Raw genomic sequence first — 25,148 nt, 5'->3', positions numbered from 1 at the left:
AAAGTCGTCTAACGGGTTTTAAGGTCGGCTGTTCTTACGGGGTGGCAATCTAGGCCCGTATACACTATTAACATTTCGCGCACGTTAGCATTCCTGCTTTACCGCTTCCACGGGGTCAAGATCTCATATGCGTCATCTGTAATGAGCAAAGTATGTTCCCATTGCGCGCTGGCTTTACCATCTTTTGTGCGCGCTGTCCAGTGGTCAATTGGATCGATGATGGCTTCGCGAACGCCGGCATTGATCATCGGTTCAATGGTAAATGTCATACCGGGAACTAGTAAAATGGAGTTCTGATTGCGGTTATGGGGAACCTGTGGACCTTCGTGAAATTCAACTCCGACTCCATGTCCCACAAATTGATTGACGACGGAACAATTTTGTGAAGTTGCGTAACTTTCAATGGTGTCGCCAATTTGAGAGACGGGAATGCCAGGTTTTAAGATAGCGATTGCCCTCATGAGGCATTCGTATGAAACATCAGTGACCAGCTGCTTTTCGGCTGAAATTGCACCAATCGTGACCATGCGGCTGCAGTCGCCATAATAGCCGTTTAAAATGCTTGTGACATCGATATTCAGGATATCTCCCTCTTTCAGCGGAGTGTGATTGGGAATTCCGTGGCAAATGACTTCATTTAATGAGGTGCAGATGCTCTTGGGGAAAGGGGGATTGCCATAATGCAGGGGAGCTGGCAGGGCACCGGCTTCTTTATGAAGGCGATGAGCGAACTCATTGAGTTCTTGCGTCGAAACTCCCGCTTTTGCCATCGCACAGGTCGCGTCTAAAATATGGGCAGCTAATTGGCTGGCCGCGCGGATACCAACTATTTGTTTCTCATCTTTAATGATGATGTGGTGTTGCCGAAAATACTCCCGACGAATGTCCAGTGATGATTTTGATTTGTGAGTTTGAGGTTCTATTTGAGGAAAATGACATTTCTTCCATTTTTGACCACTTCCGCACCAACAAGCATCATTTCTTCCGATCATAACCGTTCCTTTCAAATCTGTGATTCTATATACTAATTCAATCATTTGGTTAAATCAATTAAGTTTTATTTTTTTATGAAGCCAGCAGACTTAAAATCTCCTTTTAGATGGGAACAAAGACAAATTATTATTGAAGACCGTGTTTGGTACGTACCAGACCAGCACCTTTCAGACAAGCAGTTTGAATTTCCTGGTTGGAAGCATGAGCAGACGTTTTCTCAAGATCAACCCGTATATGTTGAGTATTGCAGTGGTAACGGAGCTTGGATTGCCGACAAGGCTCAACAGGAACTGCATTGCAACTGGGTAGCGATTGAGCGTAAGTTTGAGCGTGCCCGCAAGATCTGGTCTAAAATTAAAAATCATGAATTGAACAATTTATTAGTGGTTTGCGGCGAAGGATATAAGGCTACGCAATCTTTTTTTCCAAGTGAAAGCGTGGATGCGGCCTTTATCAATTTTCCCGATCCATGGCCAAAAAAGAGGCATGCAAAGCACCGCATTGTGCATCCTGCCTTTGTTCAAGAAGTTCACCGCATTTTGAAACAAGGGAAAACATTTACCCTTGTGACCGATGATGAGGCCTATTCAGAGATCATGATAGAGGTCATGTGTCAGAATCCGGGTTTTGAGTCTGTTTTTGAAGCCCCTTATTTTGTTTCTGAATATTCAGGCTATGGTTCTTCTTATTTTGAGGAATTATGGCGGGAAAAAGGAAAAATGATTCGTTATCACGTTTTTCGGAAACTTTAATTTTTTTATTTTGAGCGCACATGCAAGAAGAACAAGTACAAGCACATGATGATATCGATGCACTCGTGTGGAATAGTCCTCATTACACTTTGGCAGGCAAGCCTTTCATTCCAGTGGTTTTCGAAGGTACCATGGAGCCATCTTTGCACACTCCTTTCAATACAGTGACGATTTATCTTGATGGACGCCTACAGGCTGATTTGACTTGGAAAAAAGCGAAGGAAGAGGCTCAAAAAGCTGTTGAATGCGGATATGGGATCTTCTGGGATATTGATATCGGTTTATTCGAACAGCTTCCTTTTGCGCTTACTAATCAGACTCAATATTTATCTCTAGCGCTTTCACTCGAGCATTTTAGAGATTCTTTATGGAAAGAATTTAAGTCTAAAACAATTGGAGTGTCCATTTACCGTGGAAGCGCTGATTTTAGCCTGGGCTTTCGGTGGGATGAGTCACAGGTTGCCAATTTAAGGCAGTGGCTAAGCCATGTTTTTGTTGATGAGGCGCAATTTGCGAGTGAAATAAGCGTGAAGCATTCCTCATTTGCTCAGCTGGAAGTTACGGATCTTCTGCAGAGTGAAGCAGGGACGCAGCTTGTAAGGCTGTTTTGTCGAGATGTGTCTTTAGAGTATCTCTCATTATTGGCATCGCGCTTGCCAGATACTTTGCCCGTCTATTTGTTTTTGAACGTAAGTGTCTTTATTTCGAATCCTCTATGGCAAGCCCAGTTACTCCATGCAGAAAGATTTGAACATTTAAATTTGGCATTGAATGGGGCGACCCTTCCTATTCAAGCGTGGGGATGGCAATCGCATATGAGTCCTCTCGGATATAGCGGTCAAGAGGTTCCATCTAATCAGGCTGTTCAGCAAGAGATAAAAGTTGGCGTGTGCCTTCCTTCAATGACTATGTGCCGACCAGGCCAATTTGAAGGATTAGAAGAAGCGCTTGTACAGCTTTTACAAGCAGGGATTCCTTTTCGTATCATTGCTGAAAACCACCTGATTACCGAATGGGATGGGTTGGATTATCTTGTATACACCCCTACTGGCCTATCTGTACAAGGCAAGCGCAAGCTGCAAGGTTTCTGTGCGGCTGGAGGAACAGTGCTTTCGGTTGGACATCTGCTTGGCTTAGCTTATGAAGAGTCATTTGCAGAATTTATGCAAAGCAATGCCTAGCCGTTCTTCTATTTTTTCTTTGCTTTAGAGCCTTTAGCCCCCGTTTCTTGCCTGAAAGGCTCGTTACGGCGGGCTTTATATAAGCCGACCCTCTAAAACTCATTAGAGGCCTCCCTCTCGCAGCATAAATATTCAAGACTTAAGTTAATGTTCGCTCGTATCAGTTGTTGCTGTATTTTTTCTAGTATTTTGCAGAAAATCCTTAGTTGTTGATTGTAAAAGGGTAGCAGCAATTAATTCTATTTCATGTTTTTATGAGATGGGATGGCTTTTGCATCTACGTTGTTTGTAAATTGAAACATTTCAATATTTTAGGTAATGTGTGTATATACTAATAGAAATGAGTCATTTTATTTAGGGAGTTTACAATGACCGCCACGCATCTACCTCAGGTTGCCAAATCTGTTCCCGCCTTTTCAAATTATCCAGCAGTCAAAAAGCTTAGGCAGCTTGCGCAACAGCCCATTGATTTAACCAAGCAGTTAACTCCAGAGAGGATTAAAGATTATTGTGCAGAGGCATGTGGATTTAAGCTGCTTTATGGAACAGAACGAGTGACAGATGATGTATTAAATGCATTACACGAGCTTGCAAAAGAAGCGCAGGCATTGGATAAAATGAGGCGCATGCAAGACGGCGAAGTGATGAATTTTATTAAAGGACATTCAAGTGAAAATCGTCCGGCTTTACATACGGCTACGCGAGACTTCTTTGATCATCCACGCACGGCTCTCAAGGCCAAAGAAGCGGCGCAGTTGGCTCGCCATGAACTTGATAAGCTAGAGTCTTTTTTGGCTAAAATAGAGGTTGAGGGCCAGTTCACCGATCTTGTCACAATTGCTATTGGAGGGTCGGATTTGGGGCCTCGAGCCCATTATTATGCTTTGGAGCACTTTTTAAAACCAAATCGCCATATTCACTTTATTTCCAATGTCGATCCAGATGATGTGGTCGGTGTATTTAAAAAGGTAAAGAGTCTTGAAAAAACGTTGGTTGTTGTTGTGTCAAAGTCGGGCACGACATTAGAAACTGCAACAAATGAAGAATTAGTTCGAGAGAAATTTAAAAAGGCAGGCCTCGATCCCAAAAAGCATTTCATCGCCATTACAATGCCAGGGACACCGATGGATAATCGCAGTCAATACCTCGAAACTTTTTACATGTGGGATTGGATCGGAGGGCGCTACTCAACGACATCGATGTGTGGAGCGTTAATGCTGTCATTTGCTTTTGGATTCGACGTATTTTGGGAATTTCTGAAAGGTGCCCATGCCATGGATCAAGATGCACTGCAAAGTGATTTAAAGAAGAATCTTCCTCTTTTAGCTGCTCTGTTAGGGATTTGGAATCGCAATTTTTTAAATTATCCGACGATTGCATTGATTCCCTACTCGCAAGCATTGATTCGCTACACGGCACATATTCAGCAAGCAGATATGGAATCTAATGGTAAGCAGATTGATCAGCAAGGGCATCTTGTCGACTTTCAAACGGGCCCCATTATTTGGGGAGAGCCTGGCACGAATGCTCAGCATTCATTTTTCCAACTAATTCATCAAGGCACGTCAACGATTCCAATGAGTATGATTGCCTTTAAGAATAATTTGTATGGTGAAGATTTGCAATTTGAAGGCACAACCTCTCAAGAAAAGTTGTTGTCCAATTTGTTTGCACAAAGCTTGGCGTTGGCGACAGGGCAGGATTCTGATAACCCCAATAAGGTCTTTTTAGGTAATCGCCCGACCAATATCCTACTTGGTGAAAAGTTAACTCCTTATGCCTTAGGAGCTCTTCTTTCTTTCTTTGAGAATAAGGTGGCTTTCCAAGGGTTTATTTGGGGCATTAATTCTTTTGATCAAGAAGGGGTTCAATTGGGAAAAGTATTGGCCAATAAGCTGATCACGGCATTTGCTGCCAAGCGACAGCAGCGAAAAGAGCTTTCATCCTTTCCTCTTGGTGAAGCTTACTTGCAACATTTAGATCATTTTCATTAAAATGATTCTCATTATCAGCAGATGCTTGATATTTGATGAGCATCTGTTACGTGCATAAGGATAAAAATGAGTTCATTGTTTCAAATTGAAATACCAAAGCGCAACACTGCTTGCTCGGCTCAAGGAGAGCGTCTGCTTCCTGGAATGGAGTATTATTCACTCCTGATGGAAAACGATATGCAACAAATGATAAGGCAAGATTTCTGTATCTCTTGTTGGCCGCAAGTTGCCGATTCAGATACCGTTCTGAATAGTCGCAGTTATTGGAAGTCAAAAATCGATCTAAAAAAAAAATAGAGCCGGCTTCTTCTCGCTGCGATAAAGCACTCAATCTCTTAAAAGAGTTATTGCAGACTGTACCTCTCCAAGAAGAGGAAATTTTTGTTTTGGCAGTCTTTCTTTCCCATGCCCGTAAGTTAATTTTGCGGCAAGAGTTTGAAAAAGAAGGGTTCAAGTGGGGGGTGTATGAAATTCCACGTCAAGATGAATTTGTGACCATCAAAATTCTTCCCTTAGTTTTAATTGAGACCGATCGCATTCAAAAAGCCTTGGCCGAAAAGCTAGCTTGAGTTGGTGGTTGATGCTGTTTCTATTTCTCATAGGTGTTTGATGCAAAGCGACTTGGAAGACTTCTTTATTTACCTGGCTTCGGAAAAGGGGTTGGCTCTTAACACTTTAGAGGCTTATCGACGCGATTTGTCAACTTTCTTATCTTTTTTACATGGCCGGGCAGTAGAGGGCTGGTCGAAAGTTGATCTGCAACTAGTTGTCGACTATTTAGCGCAAAAAAAGGCTGATGAGTATGCTTCTTCTTCGATTTGCCGTGCTTTGATTGCTATCAAGGTACTGTTTCGCTTTTTGAAGCGTGAGGGAGTCATTGCTTCCAACGTTACGCATTTGCTTGAGACGCCTAAATTGTGGCAGCTTATACCAGATGTTTTAACACAAGAAGAAATTAAGCGTGTGTTGACGCAGCCTGATGTATTAACTGTGAAGGGTGCGCGCGATAGAGCTATTCTAGAGGTACTCTATGCAAGCGGATTGCGCGTTTCAGAGTTGTGCCAGCTTAAGTTGCAGGATGTTGACGACACGTTCGTGCGCGTTCAAGGTAAAGGTGGGAAAGAGAGGGTTGTACCGATCGGTCAAAAGGCCATTCTTGCCATCGACCGCTATCTCCACTTTCGTAGCGTTTCGGAGCACTCACGCCACGAGTCTCTTTTTGTTACGCAGAGGCAGAAGCCGCTTGATCGTATAGCCGTTTGGAAATTAGTCAAGTTCTATGCAAAACAGGCAGGGGTGACTAAACCTATCTCTCCCCATACCTTTCGCCATTCTTTTGCGACACACCTATTGGATAATGGTGCAGATTTACGCGTCATCCAAGACATGCTCGGCCACGCGAATATCAATAGCACGGATCGCTATACTCATGTGAGCCAGACGCGCTTACAGGAGGCTTTTCATATTTTCCACCCCAGACAATCTCCTCAATTTAATTGAAGCAAGAAACGATCGATTAAAAAATCTGCAATCAAAGGCGTTTATTACACCCCTTGAGGAATTTGTTGCTGGCGGCTTCTTGTATAGAGGAGAGCACCCCATTTGGCTGAATAATAAAGAGTGGCAATCACAATTGAAGTCGGCATGGTGAGAAGGGCTAAAACGCTTCCTCCACCAATGAAAAGGACCCGTTCAATGAAAGAGCGCTGTGCATTGTAGACAACATTGACTTTTTCAACGACTTCACGCACTTGTCGATCAAAAACAAATCCGATGACAAATCCTAATGTAAAGAGATTGTGATGCAAATAGAATAGAGGAGTTGTCATGATGATTTGAACTGCAATGCGATTGATCGTTGCGTCGACAGCGTTAACAATGGTCGAAATGACTGCTGAAACAGCCTCAGTAATCGTATCCAAAATAGTATGACTACCGTAGTATCGGATTGCTTCGATCATAGATGTCTCCATAGTTGTTCAGCAAAAAGTGTTTCGAAAGAGTGATTAGAGGCTCTCAAGACTTTTTGCGTTGTATTCTTTGGGTTGTCGAACAGTTTTTCTGCTTCAACAAGGTCTCGTTCATATTCAAAAACTAAAAGCATACACAATTTATTATCTTCTGACAATACTATTCCTGCATAGTCATTATTAGTAGATTTAACTAGGAACTTAAAATATTAATCCATGCGAATTGCTTTCAAATGCTATTTAAAAATATTTTTTTGACATTTTTTTGTTCCAATTACTTTTATACACGAGTGTAGATAAAAGAAAAGGCGCAGTAAGTCAAAAGTCTTACTGCGCCTGTATTTGAAAAACTTCTCTATTGCCTATAGATGGCTATAGAGAAGTAGAAGAATTAACGCTTCTCTTCTGTGTCTTCTTCTTCTTCTTCTTCAAATTCTAACTCATCTTCCATATTAGCTAAGAAGATCTCATCCATTAAGCTGTTTAATAGAGTGAGGTGAGCAGCTAGATCAACTTTTGACTTCATGTCTAGGTTGCCTTTAACTGCTGCTGCTTTGCCTTCGATGATGTTGATAACTTCAACAACAAACGCGCCTAAAGATTCAAGAGAAGAATCTTCTTGAACAGCTGCTTCGATATCTTGCTTTGCAAGATTAAGATCTTCTTGAATTTCAGCTAATTCTGGCAATTGAATGAAATCTTGACTCATGTTTTTCACTTCCTTAAAAAATTAATGGTGATTTGAGATGGCAGGCTTATTTCGATTGACGAGTGAAAACTTTCAACCACTCTACAATCTAGATGAAGGCATGCCAGTATTTAAATAAAACGAAAACGATGCAAAGGCGATATCAACTTGTATGAAACATGCTCTGATATTCGTCCATTAACGTTGAAGAACTTAAATCTTCCAGCTTTCCAGCGGTTTTTGATTCAGTGGAGGCAAACGATCATCGATGATCAAACCACAAAATTTGAAAGGTTTAAATTCTTCAACAATGTGTACTTTATGCAAATGCGTCGCATATTTTGACCGTAAAAAGTTAAGTCATTGCCTCTATTTTGACAAGGATAAAGTGCAATTGATGAGAATGTTGATGTAGAGAAAGGGAGCTCTAACATTCGCTATAGCTGCAAGGGGATGGAGTCTTTGGCTTATTCTTTTAAGCTCACTCTATCAAAATAGGTGAATATTGTAAAATGCCTAAAAATTTCGTTTTGGGCGCAGCTTACGACCTTCAGGAACTATTCGCAAATTGACATGTTAAAAAATATTTAATAAAATAAGATTTAGCATTAGTTCCAAAAATGTAAATTTGGAGGCTTTTAGAAAGCATTTTTAGGGATAGTAGGTAGCCTAATTTGAGATCATCTTTTAGGTGTGATTATGAAAGACGATTTAAGCGAATTCAAGTTAACGCAAAGGGCTAAGGAAAAATTAAAAGACAAGAAGCTATTAAAAAAGGAGTTGGCTGAGGGGAAGACAGCTCAAGAAATTATGGAATTTAAAGATTCCACGATGGCTAAATTTTATGGTGCGGCCTATCGTTTATTTGAGCATAAACGGTATGATGACGCTGCCAATGCTTTTCTATTTTTAGCTACTTTGAATCCTCATAACCATGATTATTGGCTGGGGCTTGGAATGGCAACTCAGATGTGCCAAAATTATGAAGCAGCCATTGACGCCTATGAGTTGGCAGCTCTTTGTGATATCTCGAGCCCTGTTCCCTATTTTTATTTAGCCAAGTGCCTGTTTGCCATTCACGACCGAGAAAGTGCATTGCAGGCCTTGGATTTGGCTATTGAAACGGCCGATGAAATAGAAGACTATGCTGATCTTAAAAGACAGGCTCAAGAAGCCAAGCGAATTTTATTGAAGAGTTAGTGAAAAAGAGCGGGGAATGAAAGAGATAAGCCATTTATCTATCATTCCCCATCAGTTTTGTTCGACTAATTTTCGTTGCAGGCCTTAAGGCAGCTTGTCGATTTTTTGTTTAAGTAGGTCATTGACTACTGCAGGAGAGGCTTTACCTCGGCAGAGCTTCATGACTTGTCCGACTAAGAACGCAAAAGCCTTGTCCCGACCGGCTCTATAATCGGCAATCGACTGACTATTTTCGACGAGAACTTGGTCAACGAATCCTTCGATGGCTCCTTGATCATTGAGTGGCTGATAGTCTGGATTTGCAGCAACAATGTCAACAGGGTTTCTATCTGGTTGTGCGACCATATCATCGGCGACGCTCTTCGCAATGCGGCCCGTAATGGTTCCTTTTTCAATCAAATTAATTAAGGCTGTCATATACGAGGGCTTAATTCCGGCAGTCATCACATTTTTGCCGCTTTCTTTAAGCCTTCCAGGGAATTCCACGAGCAGCCAATTGGATAAGCTGCGGCCGTTGGAACACTCTTTTAAAGCTTCTTCGAAGTAGTCGGCAAGAGCCTTCTCACTTGTCAAAGCAAACGCTTGGTGCGGAGATAGGCCCAATTGCTGGACGTAGCGTCGCTCACGCTGTAGTGGCAGCTCTGGCAAGCTTTGTCTGATCTCTTCTATGTAGTCATCTGTTAAAATAATGGGAACAAGATCTGGCTCTGGAAAGTAGCGATAGTCATCGGCCGATTCTTTGCGCCGCATCAAAACAGTTTCCTGCTTTTCGGGATCCCAACGATAGGTTGCTTGTGCGATGACTTCATGATGGGGAGTGTTGGGGTTGTCTTGATAAGCTTGAATTTGGCGAGCAATTTCAGACTTAATGGCCATTTCCATAAAGCTGAAAGAATTCATGTTTTTAATTTCAATCTTATTTCTGAGCTCTTTTTCCCCTTTAGGACGGACTGAAATATTTGTATCTATGCGCAGAGATCCTTCTTCCATGTTGCAGTCTGATGCGTCGATATATTGAAGAATGGCTTTGATGGCCATGGCATAAGAGGCAGCTTCACGGGCTGTGTGAATACAAGGCTCTGATACAATCTCAATCAATGGGCAGCCTGCTCGATTATAATCGACTCCAGCGAAGGTGGAAAAGTGCTTAAGCATTCCGGCGTCATCTTCGAGGTGGACGCGGTTAACTGCAAAGGATTTTTCCTCTCCATCTACTTCTGCAATGACTATTCCGCCTTTTACGATGGGTTGGTCGTATTGGGTGATTTGAAAATTGCGCGGGCTATCGGGATAGAAGTATGATTTGCGGTCAAATTTGCTGAATTTGGCTACTTCAGCTTGAATCGCGCAGCCAAATTGAACAGCTTTGCGGACAGCTTCCTTGTTGAGGACAGGCAGTGAGCCAGGCATGCCTGTGCATACTTCTGTGATATTGGTATTGGGTTCATCGCCAAAATGGTTGGGAGCGACACTAAATAATTTAGATTTTGTATTTAGTTCAACGTGAATTTCTAAGCCGATGACAGCTTCCCAGTCCGAATGCGATGGATGGTGGTATTTGTGGGTCATGCGGAAATCTCCTCTTTGACGAGTTCTGGAATGGCATCCTGGAAAGGAAGGTACTTTTCTAATACGTAGGCTGCATTTAAAACGCGTCTATCTTGCTTTTGCGGGCCGATCAATTGCAGTCCCATCGGTTTGCCATCTTTGCTAAAGCCGTTGGGGATACTGATGGCTGGTAAGCCAGCTAAGTTGATCCCGATCGTATAAATGTCTTCTAAATACATCTGAAGCGGATCTTTAATCGCTCCAATTTCAAAAGCTGCGAAAGGAGAAACAGGAGAGGCGATTAAATCGCATGCTGCAAATGCTTCTCTATAACTTCTTAGTATCAGAGTGCGCACTTTTTGAGCTTTTTTGTAATAAGCGTCTTGATAGCCAGATGAGAGTACAAAGGTTCCTAGCATAATGCGTCTTTTTACTTCCGGTCCAAACCCCTCTTCTTTAGAGAAGTCATACACCTCTTCCAGTGTTTTAGCGCGAGGAGAGCGCTGGCCATAGCGAATACCGTCAAAGCGCGCTAAATTAGTAGAGGCTTCAGCCGTTGCCAGAATGTAATAAACAGCAATGGAGTATTTGAGAATACTTAAATCAATGTCGACAATTTCGGCGCCAAGCTGCTTCATTAAATTAATCGATTCTTGAAAGACTTTTTTCGGCTCTTCCGCTAAACTATCTAAAAATTGCCAGGGCACTCCTATTTTCATGCCGGCAATAGAGTCTTTGAATTGGCTAAGATACTCTTCTGGGCCAAGTGCAATGCTAGTCGAATCTTTTGGACAGTGGCGTCCAATGACCTCCATCAGCAAAGCTGTATCGACCGTATTGGTTGCCAAGGGGCCGATTTGATCCAAGGACGAGCCATAGGCTACGAGGCCAAAGCGGGATACTCTTCCGTAGGTAGGCTTAAAGCCAACTACGCCGCAAAAAGCCGCTGGAAGACGGACTGAACCGCCTGTATCGCTTCCAAGCGAGAGTGGGCATAAACGTCCAGCAACTGCAGCAGCTGAGCCACCTGAAGATCCGCCAGGGGTGCAATTTAAATTCCAGGGGTTGCTTGTCTTCTGCAGAGCCGAATTCTCTGTCGAAGAACCCATTGCAAACTCATCCATATTGGTTTTACCAATAATGACAGCTCCTTCTGCAAGTAGTTGTTCAATGACGCTGGCTTGATAAGGAGCGCGGAAGTTTGTCAAAAATTTTGATCCGCAAGTGGTGATTTCCCCTTTAACCAAAATATTGTCTTTGATACCAATTGGAATACCGGCCAATTTGCCGAGAGGCTGGCCAGCTTGTCTTTTTTTATCTAATTCCTGGGCGCGCTCTAAAGCCTTGTCTCCATAAATCGTAAGAAAAGATCCGATTTTAGAGTCATATTTGGCTATGCGATCTAAATAGTATTGGGTAATTGAAACGGCAGTGACGTATCCTCGAATAAATTGATCGCGAATACCAATTGCTGAAAACTTATACATGAATCCTCATTAAAAACTTTAAGATTGCTTGATGACTGGTGGTGTACGAATCAGTCCTCCAATATGGGAGGGGGCATTGGGTAAGAAATCTTCATCGCGGTTCAAAACCGCGCCGATGACGTCATCACGCATAACGTTAGTTATATCATCTAATACATGATTGCAGGGAAGCACGTTTTCTGTGTCTATCTGCTGAAGCTGCTCAATATATTTTAAAATGTTCTTTAAGTCTTTTAATAACGCCTCTTGTTCTTCTTCCGTACAATCAATACGACATAGATGCGTTAACTTTGTAATAGTTTCCTTGTCTAATTCAGCCATAATTCCTCTGGAAAATAGGGATAAGAATGTCGTCCATTCTAATGGGGACTCATAAAATATGCAAGCTATCAGAAAGGATGACCATGCAATCTAAAATGCAAATGCCTTGACCAATAAACCTATGCGCAATTAATCATCGACTTTAGAGCCTCACTTTGTCTTGGTTTTTTTGTAGTAATAAATTTTGTTAATTAATTTGTGGTTTTTGTCGCATCTTAATTATTAATTAATAATTGCTTGTTATAATTTATCTAAAATTTTTAAATAAGGTTAAAGGTAAATTATGCAATTAAATAATTCATTTGACCAAATTAAATGGCAAAACCAGTTTTTTTATGATTTAGGACAAGATTTAGTCGATCCGATTTTCAAAGAAGAGACAGAGAAAAAAACTGAGCAGCTACAGGAAGCGAGTTCCTTTTCTTTTGAAGCTTTTGATGCTGATGCGTTTAATGTTGCAATGATCCAGCACAATGCAAGAGTTTTACAGGCGGTCCAAAAGATTTTTAGTCAAGAAGTGCCGGAGTTGGCCGAGAGCCAGAGTATTTGCATCGCCATGACTGGGAGCGATGGTCGACAGGAAAAGCTGTGTTCACTTTCTTCTAAAATTGAATTAGTTGTGATTGTGAAGAGCGGGGAGGATTTGAAGTCTCCTATCATTGCCAAGATTCAAAAGGTTTTAACTGAACATGCGAGCTTGTTCCATCCAGATTTGGAATTTAAAAACTTACAGGAAGATAGTTTAATTTGCTTTAATCGCAATAAAGATTTATCTGGAGTAAAAGATTATCGTCCTTTTCCGACGAGAGCTTTGGACGCCCTGTATGTTATGGGTTCGGCTAAGGTCATGCTAGAATATAAGACCCAATTTTTTGGTGAATTAACGCAAAAAGAATCGAGCAAGCTTTTGCAAAAGTTTCAAGATAGTGCTCTTAAGCCTATGGTGAAGCTGTTAAGAGATGCGAAAGGGAAAACAGCGAACAATGAAAGCGCGAAAGTCGGTGAGACCCACATCGATTTCGAGAAGGGTGAGATGCATTACGATGGAGAGCGAATCAAAGCGACGAAATATCCTCTATTGCGCGTTGTTCAGTATAAACTGGCTCATGCCGTTTGTAAAGCCGTTAATAAGGGCGAATTGAAGCAAAATATGTTTTCGACCATGCCTGTCGGGATTTTGGAGCGAATAGACTGGCTGGCCAAAGAAAAGATTTTAAATCTGGGGACAGGTGAAGTCCAAGCATTAAAAAAAGCGTATAGCGCTTCATTAGTTTGGTTTGCTCAAGCGCAGCAACGCTTTAGAAAAGATAAAATAGCCGTGACTTCGGAATCTGCAAAGTCTTTGCAAGTCGTTGCCAATAGCATATTAAATGTAGGAACGAATGCCAAAGTATTCGATAGAAAGTAAGCTGTCTTAAGCTTCACTCGCGAGAAGGATAAAGCCCTGAAAATTTAAATTTTCGGGGCTTTTTATTTGAGCGCTTTTTTCAGTTTGGATTGCTTACTAACACTCTGATCTCCATCAACTTTTGATACTCGTTTTACGGCGAAAGAGAGAGTTGGCGCTGATTATGGACGAGTTGCAGCTGCTCTCTTGTGAGAATAATCAAGCCTTGGCACTGTTTAATGAGAAATTGCAAGGCGACCGCATCCGCCAAATTGATAGGCATTTGGGATGCGATTTCTTTATGTTTGAGATGGACGGCTTCTTTGGCTTGGGCAATGGCCATTAACGAAAGATCAGACATGTCTTGGTGCAATTCATCGAGGCGCTTTTCATAGCGCTCTTTTAATAGGATTGCAAATCCTGGGTTTAGCGGATAAAGTGATTGAATGGCTTCCCGCGTCCGCGCCGCTTTAAAATCCAGATCTTGCCCTAAACTTTTTAAGTGAATTTCTGCGGCTGTATGATCTTGATCTGGTTGATTTAAGATGGAACAAAACTGCTGAAAATAGTTTTTTTGGTGAATCTCTAATTCTTTCAAATAAATCTCAGCTTGCTGTTCCAGTGAAATTTGTCCTAATGAAGAAAGTGGATCAATACGCATGCAACGGCCCCTTTGCAAGAATTAATAAATAGTATAATGATAGTTTGTTTTGTTATTTGTTTTAAATGTTTTATTTTGTTTTGCTTACACCTTGTTGTTAATATAGAAACTTTCTCTAGGGAAGAGTAAAAGAGAAAAGAAATTATTTGTTTTTTTCTTGAAACGGTCTTATGTTGCTTTAGATCAAGTAAAAAGTTAAGATTTACATCTTTTTTAAAACAAAAAAACAGGGGCGTTATTTATGCCAACTTTAAATGATATTCGACTAAGGGAAATTCTTGGAGAGCTGAGCCAGCCTGCTGTTAATATAGATGAGGTCGAATGCTTTAGGGATCTGTATGTGAGTGGATCTGTTACGCAAAATAATCATCAGAGATTAACGCATTTGGTTAAAGTTGTTAATCAAATGTTAGAACAATTGGAACGAAAAAAAGTTAAAATTTTCGATGCGGGCCGTCCCGAATTGGATGGGCAAGCTGCGTCTTACCGGGCTCGTTTTCAGCCCTATTTTCAAGCAGCGCCTTACGTGAAAGCCAGGCTCGATCAAATGAGGCAGGTTGATCCAAAATTAGAAGAGGCTCACCAATTACTTTGCCGTCAGGAAGTTGGATTGCGCTATCGGATTGGAGCGAGCAATGGAGGGCTTGATCCTTTGGCAGCACCAGATCCTGATTGTTTAGCAAAGCTCGAGGATTATGCAAGAGAATGGAAAAGAGGGCAAAAGCTTGCAGTTAATCGCGAAATTAATGAATTGGAGCACGCCCAGTTGCAAGAGGCTGCACGCTACCCTGAGTGGGTTGCTTTGTTAGAAGAGGATAAGGCTTACTGTAAAGAGTTCATGGGTTGGGCTATTCAGCACTACAATCCGCCTGCTGTTTTTATTCAGTACGAGGCTTTGCGCAAAAAAATTAAGGCATCGCTCATTTCGAGTGCCTTGGGGTATTCGCGTAACTTGGATAATGAAATTCTTTCGATCCAGACGGCTGCATCGCGCGTTGATGGTATTGCCAAAAAAGCTTTAACTTTTCTTCTTTACCAAGCTAATGACTTTAAGGAGTTTGATCCTGCCAAGCAGGAGCGTGTGAGTATTTTAAAGCCTGAAAGCGAGATTCACTTTGAAAGCGGTAATTACCATTTATCTGTAAAAGAATTTTTTGATAAATGGGCTCTTAAAGATCAGCGTGAGGTAGAGCTTTCTTTATCTGCATGGGGATTTATTAATTACCATCCCGTTCATGGTCCTTGGAATGCAGATGCTCAAATGTTTGACGAAGCACCGTTAACAACGCTTAATCGAGAAGACTGGTACGAGCATGTTCCTCCGGCTCGCATTGTCACGCAAGAAGAATTGGAGAGGGTGTATGGGGATGAAGTAAGAGGAAAAAATGTCTTTTTTAAAGTCATGGCAGCCCGAAAAAATCTCGATTTGACAGCACTCGATTGCCATGCTTTCTGGCAGATTTACGTCTCAATGGGCAATGGGCAGTGGAAGGTAATTAATCCGGGTGTGTATGCATATCGTTTTGCTCAAGGAGTCTGGGATGGTATTAAGTTGTTTTGCGCTACTGTTAAGCGTGTGTTATGTTTGATGGATCAAAACAGTTATTATACTCATCGTATTCGCGCTGCTTATCCTGTTTTCCCAACAGCCGCAGAATCGGGACATTTGCTTGACCGCATTTATGATGTTCTTACATCACAGGCGGTCTTTCAATTTAGCGGTCGCAATTGTGCTTACTGTGTTCAGAAAAATACTCAGCGTGCCATCAATAATATGCCTAATTTTTACAGAATGCCTATTGTTAATGTCAAAACAGGTATTGGACCCTTGGATAACTTGTTGGGGTGGGCGAGTAAGAAGTCTGAATGGATTCAACATCTGATCGTTGGAACATTGCAGAGGATGCTTGGATCTGCTCGAGGTCTCTATATCCCTAGGGCTGTTGCCGATGATCAAGGCATAAGACAGGAAGAAACTTGGCAGTCGGTCAATGAATTTCTCGGGCGCAAAGGAGATTTCATCCACAACCCAGCCTTTCTGGTTCATCAGATTACCGAGGCTAAAAGAACTGGAGAGGGGCCTTTTGCCAATGGAGAACTCTTTTGGACACATACGGATGAGCGTCTTCTAACGCGAAATGAACCCACTCCAAACTTGGGTGAACACTATTTGGCGGCGTTTGAAATGCCTGAAGCGGCTAAAACAACTCTAGACTTACAGCAGCCTGTAAATCCGGATTTGATTTTTGTAGGGGGCTAATGTTCGCGTGCCTTGGGCAGGCTAAAGTTTCACTCTAGCCTGCCTGATGAATATCGATTTTCAACTATCACCCATTCATTGCAGGTTTTCTTCAGTGTATTCTTTCGGGATTTAATAAGGGCAGGAGTGCTGTGTATCCATAGTTCTCGGCCATTTGATAAGCTGTTTTTCCTTTCACATTGCGCGTTCGACAATTGTTCTCATTAGCCAATTGGCTGATTAATGCGCAATAATGATTGAAGCAGCATTGAAAGATCTGTTTTTTTTTGATGGGATCGTCGGCATCCTCTAATAACTCTTCGACATTTCGTAGGGTACCGATGAGAAGATGGATGATGGTCCGGCCTCGTTTATCAACTACGTTGCGGTTGATGTAGGGAATAAAGGAGAATATGCTTTGGAAAATCGCATTCAAGCTATCTTCTAGAGTATTATTGATTAACTCTTCTTCATCTTGATAATTCACGATAAGGTGATTGACGTGCAATTTGGGTAAATTCAGCAAGGTTTTGATTAAACGGCCGATGTAGGCTTGTTCCTGAGATTGCGTGTACTTGACTAACGATTCAAAAAGGGGAAGGTGCCAAAAGAGCAGCGAGTTTAATTGAATATGGTCTTTTAGAGAGGGGCATATGGCTAGTAAGACTTCCAAAGTGAATCTGCATCGTACGTAATCGCTTTCATCAAATTCATTGCTGTGCACATCTAGCGATTCAATATAGCCTGCCAAAATGCTCTGTAAATTGAGTCCGTTCGCTTGGCTGATATCTGTTTTATTAAAGAGATATTGAAGCATGGAGGGATTAAAGTTTTTAGCGGCTATGGAATAAGGCGTGTCGTTTTCCTGATTTCTCTGCATGAGTGAATAGCCGCGCTCCAATAGAATATTCATAAATCTCATCCACTGGACTTGTTCTCTTTCATCCATCATTTGCTCGTCAATTGAGCATAGAGCATGCAAAGGAAATTCATCTCCAGGAGTCGAGCCATCCAGGTTTGCTGCAAGAGGTTGATGAGATAGCAGGGCATCTAAAGTGGCAAAGCTTTTTGTCTCGGCGGCGGTTTGTAAGAGTAGCGGACCTTCATCGTAGATATCCGGATGTTGGCAAAATAAAAATCCATTCATTAAGAAGCTAAAATCGTACTGAGCCGCACCATAAAGGATAGGCCATGGCTCGGACAATCCTTTCACGAAGTCAGATAAAGGGGCAAATGAAGAAAAAAGACTTTGAAATATACTGTAGGTGCGTTCGCGCTCTGAACTTGAGATGTGTTCAACCAAGCAGCGTTTGAGTATTTGGCTTCTAATCTGTTGCAACTTGTTTAATTGATTCTTATCACATTGAATGTGAACGATTTCTTGAATCAAATAATGGGCTTCTAGAGCCCTCCCATTCTCAAACAAGCTATTTACATTGTTTATCCATTGAGTAACATGTTGGTGGCTTGATAGGTCATTGAGCTGTTCGGTTGATTGATCTAAAGTGGGATTCAGGCAGTTGACGATAAAGTGCAAAAAGTGCTCGGATTGTCTAATACTCAAAAGGCTATCAGAAATGGAAATCCGGTTATAAATACTGTCTGTAATGTTTGTAAATCCAACAGCGCGGTAGCGAAAGGTGAAATGAGTAAAGGGGGGAGTATCATTTGGTGGAACCCCCTCTTTCCATAACGTGCGGTAGAGGAATGCCCACCCATCAAAAAAAGGAGTATGGCAAATACTATACCAATTCCAACACACTCTTGTCACATTGCTGAGAGAATAATCATCGACATAATTAAAAATATGATTCCAGATTTCACTGGGCATGCAGACCTTGTGTTGATTGGCCTCTTTCATTTCTAAATCTGTATTATTACAGTTGTTAAAATTTGAATTGACTGTGTAATTAAAATTCATAATTCCTTGATACTAAAATTTATTTATTCTGATTATGATATTGTAATTTTATTACCCATGCAAATTGTTTATTTGTTTATTAACTATTTATTGTTAGTTTTATTTTTAATCTATTTTACTTGTTAGATTATTGTTTAAATGAAATATTTTCTGTTAGTTTGTATTTTATTGATCACTATTGGAAATAAGAGAAGAGCTGTAGAGGTCATGAATAGGAGTTGTGTAAGACGATTTCGTTGCTCTAAAGGTGATTTTTAAGGTACTTTGTCTTTAGATTTAAGATTGGGAGGCGCATAGCGTTTTTAGGGAATGGTTAAAGCATCGATTATTTGGTTTCGGCAAGATCTGCGTCTTGAGGATCACCCGGCTTTATGGGCTGCGCTAGAAAAAGGAGGAGCCATAATCCCTTTGTTTATTTGGGATGCGGAGCAAGGCGATGAGTGGCGGATAGGAGCTGCCAGCCGCTGGTGGCTGCATCATTCGTTACAGGGGTTGAAAGCGGGGTTGAAAAAACTTGGTTTAACGCTTATTGTACGGCAAGGCAAGCCTTTGGATGAAATCTTCAGTGTGATTAGCCGAACAGGTGCGGATGCAGTTTATTGGAATCGGTTGTATGAGCCATTCATGATCCAGCAAGATGCTGTGATAAAGGCTGAGCTATTAAAACAAGGAATAAAAGCTCAGAGCTTTAATGGAAGCCTATTATTTGAGCCGTGGACGGTTGCCAATAAGCAGGGCAAGCCTTTTCAAGTTTTTACATTCTTTTGGAAGCAGTGCTTAAAATTAGAAGAGGTTGGATTACCTCTACCGGCTCCTCAATCAGCTAAAAGGTATTTAGGCAAGATAGAGTCTTGCACGATAGAGTCTTTGGATCTTTTACCGCGCATTAAGTGGGATTCGGGGCTTGAAAAAGCATGGCGTCCAGGTTTTATTGAAGCTCGATGTCTAATTGAGAAAGGCGTTGAGGTAATTGGCGACTATGCTAAGAGTCGAGATCGACCAGATTTTGCTGGAACGACGCTTCTTTCTCCTTCTCTTCATTTTGGCGAAGTTTCACCGCGGATGGTTTGGCAGGCGGTCAAAGAGAAGCATGATTTGAACCGAGAAGGTGCCGAAGCCTATTTGCGACAGCTTGGATGGCGGGAATTTGCCCATCACTTGCTGTATCATTTTCCTCAAACTCCGCAAGAGCCGTTAAAAAAGCAATTTAAAGCTTTTTCATGGAAAAGCGATAAACAGGCTTTAAAAGCTTGGCAAAGGGGTAAAACCGGTTATCCAATCGTCGATGCCGGGATGCGGCAGCTTTGGGAGACTGGGTGGATGCATAACCGTGTCAGATTGATAACAGCCTCTTTTTTAGTTAAAGATTTATTAATTGATTGGCTTGAAGGGGCAAAGTGGTTTTGGGATACGTTGGTGGATGCTGATTTAGCCAATAACACACTTGGGTGGCAATGGGTAGCTGGGTGCGGTGCTGATGCAGCCCCGTACTTTCGCGTTTTTAATCCCATCACCCAAGGGGAAAAGTTTGACCCAGAAGGGGAGTATGTTAGAAGGTGGGTACCTGAGCTGCGTCATCTTCCAAATAAATGGATTCATCGACCTTGGCAAGCGCCAGAAGGTGTTTTGGTGCAAGCTGGAGTGCAGATCGGTGTGGATTATCCAACACCTGTTGTTGATCATGCAGAGGCTCGAAAGCAAGCGCTGGATGCGTATAGACGACTTTAAGGTTTAGATTTTTTTATTGGCAGGCCTTTTCTCAAATAGGGTTGATAGTAGGAGTAGAGCGCATGAAAATATTAGTCAGTGGTTCTTCGGGTCTTGTGGGATCGGCCTTAGTTCCTTTTTTAGAAACCGGGCATCATCAAGTCTTTAAATTGGTAAGAACGCGGGCTGACCTCAAACCCGACGAAATTGCATGGGATCCAGAAAGGGGAGTGATTAATAGTGAATTACTGGAGGGATTTGGGGCTGTTATTCATTTGGCAGGAGAAAACATTGCCGGCCTGTGGACTGAAAGAAAAAAAAGGCTGATTTTTGAAAGTCGTGTGCAAGGCACCCGTCTTCTTTGCCGTGCTTTAAGTCAACTCCAGCATCCGCCCCCAGTTTTAATAAGCGCTTCAGCAATTGGATATTATGGAAATCAGGGCGAGCGTATTTTGAATGAGGAAAGCCCCAAAGGGCAGGGTTTTTTAGCCGATGTCTGTCAGCAGTGGGAAGAGGCAACGCAAGCGGCGAGTGAAAAAGGGATTCGGACAGTGCACTTGAGAAGCGGAATGATTTTAAGCCCTCACGGGGGTGCCCTGAAAAATATGCTTATGCCCTTTAAGCTTGGATTAGGCGGTCCTTTTGGATCTGGCGAACAATATATCAGTTGGATTGCCATCGATGATCTATTGGGGATTATTTATTACGCGATCAGGCAAGCTTCTTTGGTTGGGCCTGTTAATGCAGTCAGTCCCAATCCCGTCACGAATCAAGAGTTTGTAAAAACACTTGGCCATGCACTGAATCGGCCTACTTTTTTCAAACTCCCTTCTTTTGCTCTTAAATGGGTATTTGGACAAATGGCTGAAGAACTTTTAATGAGTAGTCAGAGGGTGATTCCAGAGGTATTGGAAGACAAAGGATTTCGCTTCGATTATCCAGACTTAAGCCAAGCCTTGAAACATCTCTTGTCATGAGCGTTGACGATTCCTCCTTTTCTTTTAAGGCAAGAAAGTTTTAAAGGAGGGATAATTTAAATGACAAACAACAGGGTACTTAGACCCTGTTGTTTGTAGTGGGCATGCATGCAACCTAATGGCTTCATCAGGTTACATGCCAATCATTACATTCTTTGCTGAGATAGCTGAAGGGCTAATCTTAGGTCTCTATCTTCAAATTCTTCTTCTTCTCCCTGAGCAAGTCTTTGAGCTAGTAAAAGGCTCAAAGCGTCGCCTGCTTGTCTGTCAACGTCATTTTCTTCTTGAGCTCTTTCAATGGCAATTTCACTCAATCTGTTTTCCAGTTGTTTTAAGCCATGATTTTGAGAAATGAGTTGTAATTCAATTTTCAACAGATCAAAGCGCGTTTCTGCCAGTTGAATGAGCCGCTGCTCATAGAGCTCTTTTCCAGCTTTATCGTTTAATTTACTTGCCAAGACGAGCATTTTATCGGCTCTTGCAAGATTGAATTCGCCGTGTATATGCTCCAGCAGTTTTTTGTAGTGGACTGCCGAAAGTTGTAAATTGGCCTCGCTTGCCAACTCGGCTGCTTGACCAGCCGTTTTCCAATCCAATTGTTGGTAAATATCTTTACCATGCATTAGATCGATAATTGCGCGAACAGCGAGAACTGTAGCATTTTGATTAATTAAATCGACGCTTGTCGATCCCGCCATCTCTCCTCCAGCGCGCATCTGTTGCCTAAAATGACCAGATTGAGAATAGAGTAACTCTTGATACGTTTGAATGGCAGGCGTTCTGACCGACTCTTCTGTCATGCTGAAAGAGAGGGTGAAGTCTTTAAAAAGATCGGCTTGCACATCAATGGGTTTTCTAAGTACCTCGAATGCACGTCTTCCGTCAGTCTCTTCGACAAAAAGCTCTAGGGCGATGCGATTGTTGACGTAGCTAGTCGCAGCCATTTGATTTTGAACATGTCCTGCCATGAATTCGCATGCTTCGAGCTGCTCGTCGATGGCAAGAGCTGTCATTAGAGGCGCCAATTCTTCTTGGAAGACAATGCGCGGATAGAGGCTAGCCAAGAGCAAAGAGGGGTTTCTGGTAACTTTTGTTTGTCCAACGGCAACTTGGCTTAGTGAATTCAAGATTTTTGGTGTAATTTTACCCTCAAATTCTACTCCATCGAACGCCTTGTCTGTAATGGCGGTGCATCCTTTTAAATTAAGGATTGCAATGTTTAAGCGTTGCGGGTTTTCCTGCCACAGCCCATTTTCCTCTTGCCGTTGATCGGCATTTAAACGCTCGAGCAATTTCTCAAGCGCTGCATCGGTAAGATTCGTGCAGTCTTCTAAGTCGATGCGATGCAAGCGGTTCAGTGCTTGAGCATTGAGAATGCGCTCTAAAGCATCATCATCAGTCAGCTCTTCATTTCGAATCTTTAACGACTTGACTTCAAACGCAATGCGTCCATTTAACTCCTCGCGGAAAATATTAGCGACATCGAGAGAAATGGATGTGTCGGAAAGATCTAGCTTTAGTTCAGCGCATTGCTGTAAAAGGGAATGATTTTCTAATAGAAACTCATCAGTAATTCCCAGGCAGCTAGTGAGGTCGATTTTTTTGAGTTGTGGGCATGCTTCTAGCAGTGCTTTCACGCCTGCATTTGTTATGCCTGGGCAGTTATGTAAGCTGAGTTCCTGAAGATTTGGAAATTTCTGAAGAAACTCTACCACATTGTCATCATTTAATAGTGCCGAATTATCTGCCACAATTGTCTGAATGGCAGCTTGGGGCTGTAAATGCCTGTAATCACCTTTATGAAGCCAGCATGCGACGCTATGGGGATCTAAAACTAGGTGATGCGGAGCAAAAACTTCAGCCACGCCTGATCGTGCTAAAGGAATTTGAAAGCGGGTCGCCCACATTGAAAGCCCTGTGTATAGGCTAAGAGCAAGAGATCTTGTCAAATCGCTCTGAGTATAAAACAGGCTAATTTTAAATGGATTGCTGAATTTGGGGAGCTCAGATAGAGGACGAGTTCCTTGCGAAAAATTAGGTGCTTCTAAAAGCGTTAAGGATGGCAATGCGGTCAGCGTGAAAAGAGCATCTGTTGTAAGGTTGCTACAATCAGATATTTTTAACCCTTGCAGTGAGTTTAAGTAGCCTTGTTCATGCATCTGTGCCAGAAAAGCGGAGGTGATTTCCTCTTGATCCAATGTAAGGAATTCCATATCTGTCATCTGGCTTAAAAGATGGCCCACCAAGTCGAAAGGATACCCAGAAAGATTGACATGTTTGTCTGCCAGTAAAACTTGCGGAAGATCAATTTTTTTCGGCTCGGAACAAGCCAATAAGCAAGCCTTCATTAAATCAGGAGTTGGGCAGAGTTGCAGCAGATTGGAAAAATGTTCTGGAGCAATTGACGATTTATCGTGATTAGCCAATGTGATCGATCGGAGATTTGAAAAACTGAATTTAGACAGATTCTCAATCATATTTTTTTCATCTTCAGCCGAGATGTTCATTGCTGCGAAATCGATTTCTGAGATTCCTTTGAGTGTTACATCAGGAACCCGATTGGTAAGCTCTAGCAGCTGTGCGAATAGTTCAGGAGTCAGAACCTCCTCCTCAGAAAACTCAATTTCTAAAGAGTAAGGCCGGCAAGTCGCTGCGTTGGTAGTTAGAAATTCTTTTGTTATTTCTAAGTCCTTAAGATTGAATCGAATTTGTCCATTGTAGTTTTTAGCTTCGGATTCTCGATAGGATTTACCGTCTTTGTGAAAGGTTAAAAAGGCTGTACCTATGGTTTTGCGCACGATTATTTGCACATAGCTTTGCTTCGAAGCTTCTTCGTAGGCTTGCCCCCAGCTGGTTGGATTTAAGAGCGTGACAATTTCATTAAACCTGCCGTTAAAGAAGATGCTTGAAAGAGAATTGTTAAGGAAAACAGCGATTAAAGAGTTATCCATGCCGACGCTTCTGAGAAACTGTTCTTTATTGAGATTGGGTGAAAGATTGTATAGCGTGTTGAGCTGATACTCCAGCTTTATCAAGGAGCTTCTAAATTTTTCAAATGATAAAGGTGTTTGGCTAGTCGCATTTAAACGGTCGATTAGCTTTGTAATCTCGGCTCTAGCTTTGTCTATAGCAGTCTCTTTGCGCTGTGTAAGGCGGGCTTGTGCATTGATTGTGACTTGCTGCCCCAATCGTCTAGCGCGTTCATCCACGGCTTCTTCTGCCAGGCGTCTTTTTAATTCTCTGACGCGATCAAGAGCCGTTACGAGTTGGTTTAAGTCGGGGCCTTGTTGAACGGCCTCTTCTGCTTGAGTAACAGTCCCATCTTCTCGTTGAGTAACAGTCCCATCTTCCTGGGCGACTGGATTTGGAATTGGGCGCGGAGTAGCAAGCGCTTGATTGGTTAAATTGTATTCACGCTCAGACATCTCCAAAATATGGGCCATCAATTGGGAATCTATCAAATCTAATTCGTCTGGCGTCAGGTTTTCGAGATTGGCCTCTGGTGCAAAAAGATTTGGCAAATCTGTCACCGGCGGTAGACGCGGCTGCTCATTTTCAAATGTAAGGGGCGGCAATGCTTGCGGGGTGGGTCGCACTTGATGGGGCCTTTGGGGAGTTTGTCCTGTCAGATCTATAATACTGCGGCGCAATAAATCTTTAAATGCAAGGTAGGCTAATTCCGTTTCTACTTCGGCAGCCCTTATACCATTGGCAAATATTGTAGGTAGAATGACTTTTAAAAAGCGGGGAGCGTAGTATTCAAGCCCTTTTAAAAAGCGACGCGACCATGTTTTAGCCTTCAGGCTGTATCGTAAAAAGGAGTCATTTCCGTCTCTTTCTAGTTCATGCAAATGAGAGATCTTCTCTGCTATAGGCGAGGTGTCGGCATCTAACAGTCTTATGACTTGAAGCTGAGCAATCGCATAAACGTTTTTGAGCTGTTGCGTTTTATTCGGGGTCGCAATTAACTCGCGCGTGCCTTCAGAAACTCCTAAATAAGTGTGATTTGTATTAACTTCAGCAAACACTAAATGCATTGATTGAAGAGGGGAAGTCATGGAAACCTTTTTATTATACGTGTTGAATTTAATTATATACTACATTGTTAGTTAAGTTAATAAA

20 protein-coding genes are annotated in these 25,148 nt (G+C 42.1%); 11 read left to right on the top strand and 9 right to left on the bottom strand.

From position 1 onward, the window contains the following. Positions 1-98: 98 nt before the first annotated feature. Positions 99-989, bottom strand: coding sequence for a methionyl aminopeptidase (locus tag PNK_RS07610; protein WP_032124418.1), 891 nt, complete (start codon positions 987-989; stop codon positions 99-101). A 78-nt stretch (positions 990-1,067) separates the two neighbouring features. On the opposite strand from PNK_RS07610, the gene trmB reads away from it, so the two are divergent. The 6 genes from trmB (at position 1,068) to xerD (ending at position 6,420) form a co-directional block, all read left to right on the top strand. Then, on the top strand, positions 1,068-1,745 hold the full coding sequence (gene trmB / locus PNK_RS07605; RefSeq protein WP_032124253.1) for a tRNA (guanosine(46)-N7)-methyltransferase TrmB: 678 nt from the start codon (positions 1,068-1,070) through the stop codon (positions 1,743-1,745). A 20-nt stretch (positions 1,746-1,765) separates the two neighbouring features. Continuing rightward, positions 1,766-2,926 (top strand): hypothetical protein, encoded by a 1,161-nt coding sequence (locus PNK_RS07600; protein WP_032124254.1) that lies wholly within the window; start codon positions 1,766-1,768, stop codon positions 2,924-2,926. Positions 2,927-3,294: 368 nt separating this feature from the next. Further along, on the top strand, positions 3,295-4,920 hold the full coding sequence (locus PNK_RS07595; protein WP_032124255.1) for a glucose-6-phosphate isomerase: 1,626 nt from the start codon (positions 3,295-3,297) through the stop codon (positions 4,918-4,920). A 66-nt stretch (positions 4,921-4,986) separates the two neighbouring features. Beyond that, positions 4,987-5,217: a hypothetical protein gene (locus PNK_RS07590; protein WP_059061292.1), complete on the top strand. Its 231-nt coding sequence runs from the start codon at positions 4,987-4,989 to the stop codon at positions 5,215-5,217. After that, positions 5,184-5,489, top strand: a complete 306-nt coding sequence (locus PNK_RS07585; RefSeq protein WP_059061290.1) for a hypothetical protein — start codon at positions 5,184-5,186, stop codon at positions 5,487-5,489. Before PNK_RS07590 ends, PNK_RS07585 begins: the two co-directional genes overlap by 34 nt. A 40-nt stretch (positions 5,490-5,529) precedes the next feature. Continuing rightward, complete coding sequence (xerD, locus tag PNK_RS07580) at positions 5,530-6,420, top strand: site-specific tyrosine recombinase XerD (protein ID WP_059061288.1); 891 nt, start codon at positions 5,530-5,532, stop codon at positions 6,418-6,420. Positions 6,421-6,464: 44 nt separating this feature from the next. Here the strand turns inward: xerD and PNK_RS07575 are convergent, their stop codons facing one another. Further along, complete coding sequence (locus PNK_RS07575) at positions 6,465-6,881, bottom strand: hypothetical protein (RefSeq protein ID WP_059061286.1); 417 nt, start codon at positions 6,879-6,881, stop codon at positions 6,465-6,467. Between the two features lie 400 nt (positions 6,882-7,281). Further along, on the bottom strand, positions 7,282-7,599 hold the full coding sequence (locus PNK_RS07570) for a hypothetical protein (protein WP_032124259.1): 318 nt from the start codon (positions 7,597-7,599) through the stop codon (positions 7,282-7,284). A 678-nt stretch (positions 7,600-8,277) separates the two neighbouring features. On the opposite strand from PNK_RS07570, the gene PNK_RS07565 reads away from it, so the two are divergent. Beyond that, on the top strand, positions 8,278-8,778 hold the full coding sequence (locus PNK_RS07565; RefSeq protein WP_032124260.1) for a SycD/LcrH family type III secretion system chaperone: 501 nt from the start codon (positions 8,278-8,280) through the stop codon (positions 8,776-8,778). An 84-nt stretch (positions 8,779-8,862) separates the two neighbouring features. Here PNK_RS07565 and gatB read toward each other — a convergent pair whose 3' ends face one another. From gatB to gatC, 3 genes are read right to left on the bottom strand one after another with little or no spacing between them, the layout of a single operon-like run. Next, positions 8,863-10,347, bottom strand: coding sequence for an Asp-tRNA(Asn)/Glu-tRNA(Gln) amidotransferase subunit GatB (gene gatB / locus PNK_RS07560; protein WP_059061285.1), 1,485 nt, complete (start codon positions 10,345-10,347; stop codon positions 8,863-8,865). Continuing rightward, a complete protein-coding gene (gene gatA / locus PNK_RS07555; protein ID WP_059061282.1) occupies positions 10,344-11,813 on the bottom strand; it encodes an Asp-tRNA(Asn)/Glu-tRNA(Gln) amidotransferase subunit GatA in 1,470 nt (489 codons plus the stop codon). Before gatA ends, gatB begins: the two co-directional genes overlap by 4 nt. An 18-nt stretch (positions 11,814-11,831) precedes the next feature. Continuing rightward, the gene (gene gatC, locus PNK_RS07550) at positions 11,832-12,134 is read right to left on the bottom strand and encodes an Asp-tRNA(Asn)/Glu-tRNA(Gln) amidotransferase subunit GatC (protein ID WP_032124263.1); all 303 of its coding nucleotides are present in this window, start codon (positions 12,132-12,134) and stop codon (positions 11,832-11,834) included. Positions 12,135-12,417: 283 nt separating this feature from the next. On the opposite strand from gatC, the gene PNK_RS07545 reads away from it, so the two are divergent. Further along, positions 12,418-13,542: a hypothetical protein gene (locus tag PNK_RS07545; RefSeq protein WP_032124264.1), complete on the top strand. Its 1,125-nt coding sequence runs from the start codon at positions 12,418-12,420 to the stop codon at positions 13,540-13,542. A 133-nt stretch (positions 13,543-13,675) separates the two neighbouring features. Here PNK_RS07545 and PNK_RS07540 read toward each other — a convergent pair whose 3' ends face one another. Next, complete coding sequence (locus PNK_RS07540) at positions 13,676-14,182, bottom strand: hypothetical protein (RefSeq protein ID WP_032124265.1); 507 nt, start codon at positions 14,180-14,182, stop codon at positions 13,676-13,678. Positions 14,183-14,423: 241 nt separating this feature from the next. Here PNK_RS07540 and PNK_RS07535 point away from each other — a divergent pair, with 241 nt between their 5' ends. After that, entirely contained in the window at positions 14,424-16,442 is a 2,019-nt protein-coding gene (locus tag PNK_RS07535; RefSeq protein ID WP_059061280.1) for a hypothetical protein, read from the top strand. Positions 16,443-16,533: 91 nt separating this feature from the next. Here the strand turns inward: PNK_RS07535 and PNK_RS07530 are convergent, their stop codons facing one another. Next, entirely contained in the window at positions 16,534-18,342 is a 1,809-nt protein-coding gene (locus PNK_RS07530) for an F-box protein (protein WP_059061279.1), read from the bottom strand. 309 nt (positions 18,343-18,651) lie between these two features. Here PNK_RS07530 and PNK_RS07525 point away from each other — a divergent pair, with 309 nt between their 5' ends. Both PNK_RS07525 and PNK_RS07520 read left to right on the top strand, forming a co-directional pair. Beyond that, positions 18,652-20,070 carry a cryptochrome/photolyase family protein gene (locus PNK_RS07525; RefSeq protein WP_032124268.1) on the top strand — a complete coding sequence of 473 codons (1,419 nt, stop codon included), beginning with the start codon at positions 18,652-18,654 and terminating at the stop codon, positions 20,068-20,070. A gap of 62 nt (positions 20,071-20,132) precedes the next feature. Beyond that, positions 20,133-21,026 carry a TIGR01777 family oxidoreductase gene (locus PNK_RS07520; protein WP_032124269.1) on the top strand — a complete coding sequence of 298 codons (894 nt, stop codon included), beginning with the start codon at positions 20,133-20,135 and terminating at the stop codon, positions 21,024-21,026. 146 nt (positions 21,027-21,172) lie between these two features. On the opposite strand, the gene PNK_RS07515 is transcribed toward PNK_RS07520, so the two are convergent. Continuing rightward, on the bottom strand, positions 21,173-25,084 hold the full coding sequence (locus tag PNK_RS07515; RefSeq protein ID WP_059061277.1) for a leucine-rich repeat domain-containing protein: 3,912 nt from the start codon (positions 25,082-25,084) through the stop codon (positions 21,173-21,175). Between the last annotated feature and the right edge of the window lie 64 nt (positions 25,085-25,148).

Origin of the sequence: Candidatus Protochlamydia naegleriophila, from assembly GCF_001499655.1 — a bacterium.
GTDB lineage: Bacteria > Chlamydiota > Chlamydiia > Chlamydiales > Parachlamydiaceae > Protochlamydia > Protochlamydia naegleriophila.
Note: the sequence above shows the minus strand (reverse complement) of the source record. Positions and strands in the feature narration are given on the sequence as shown.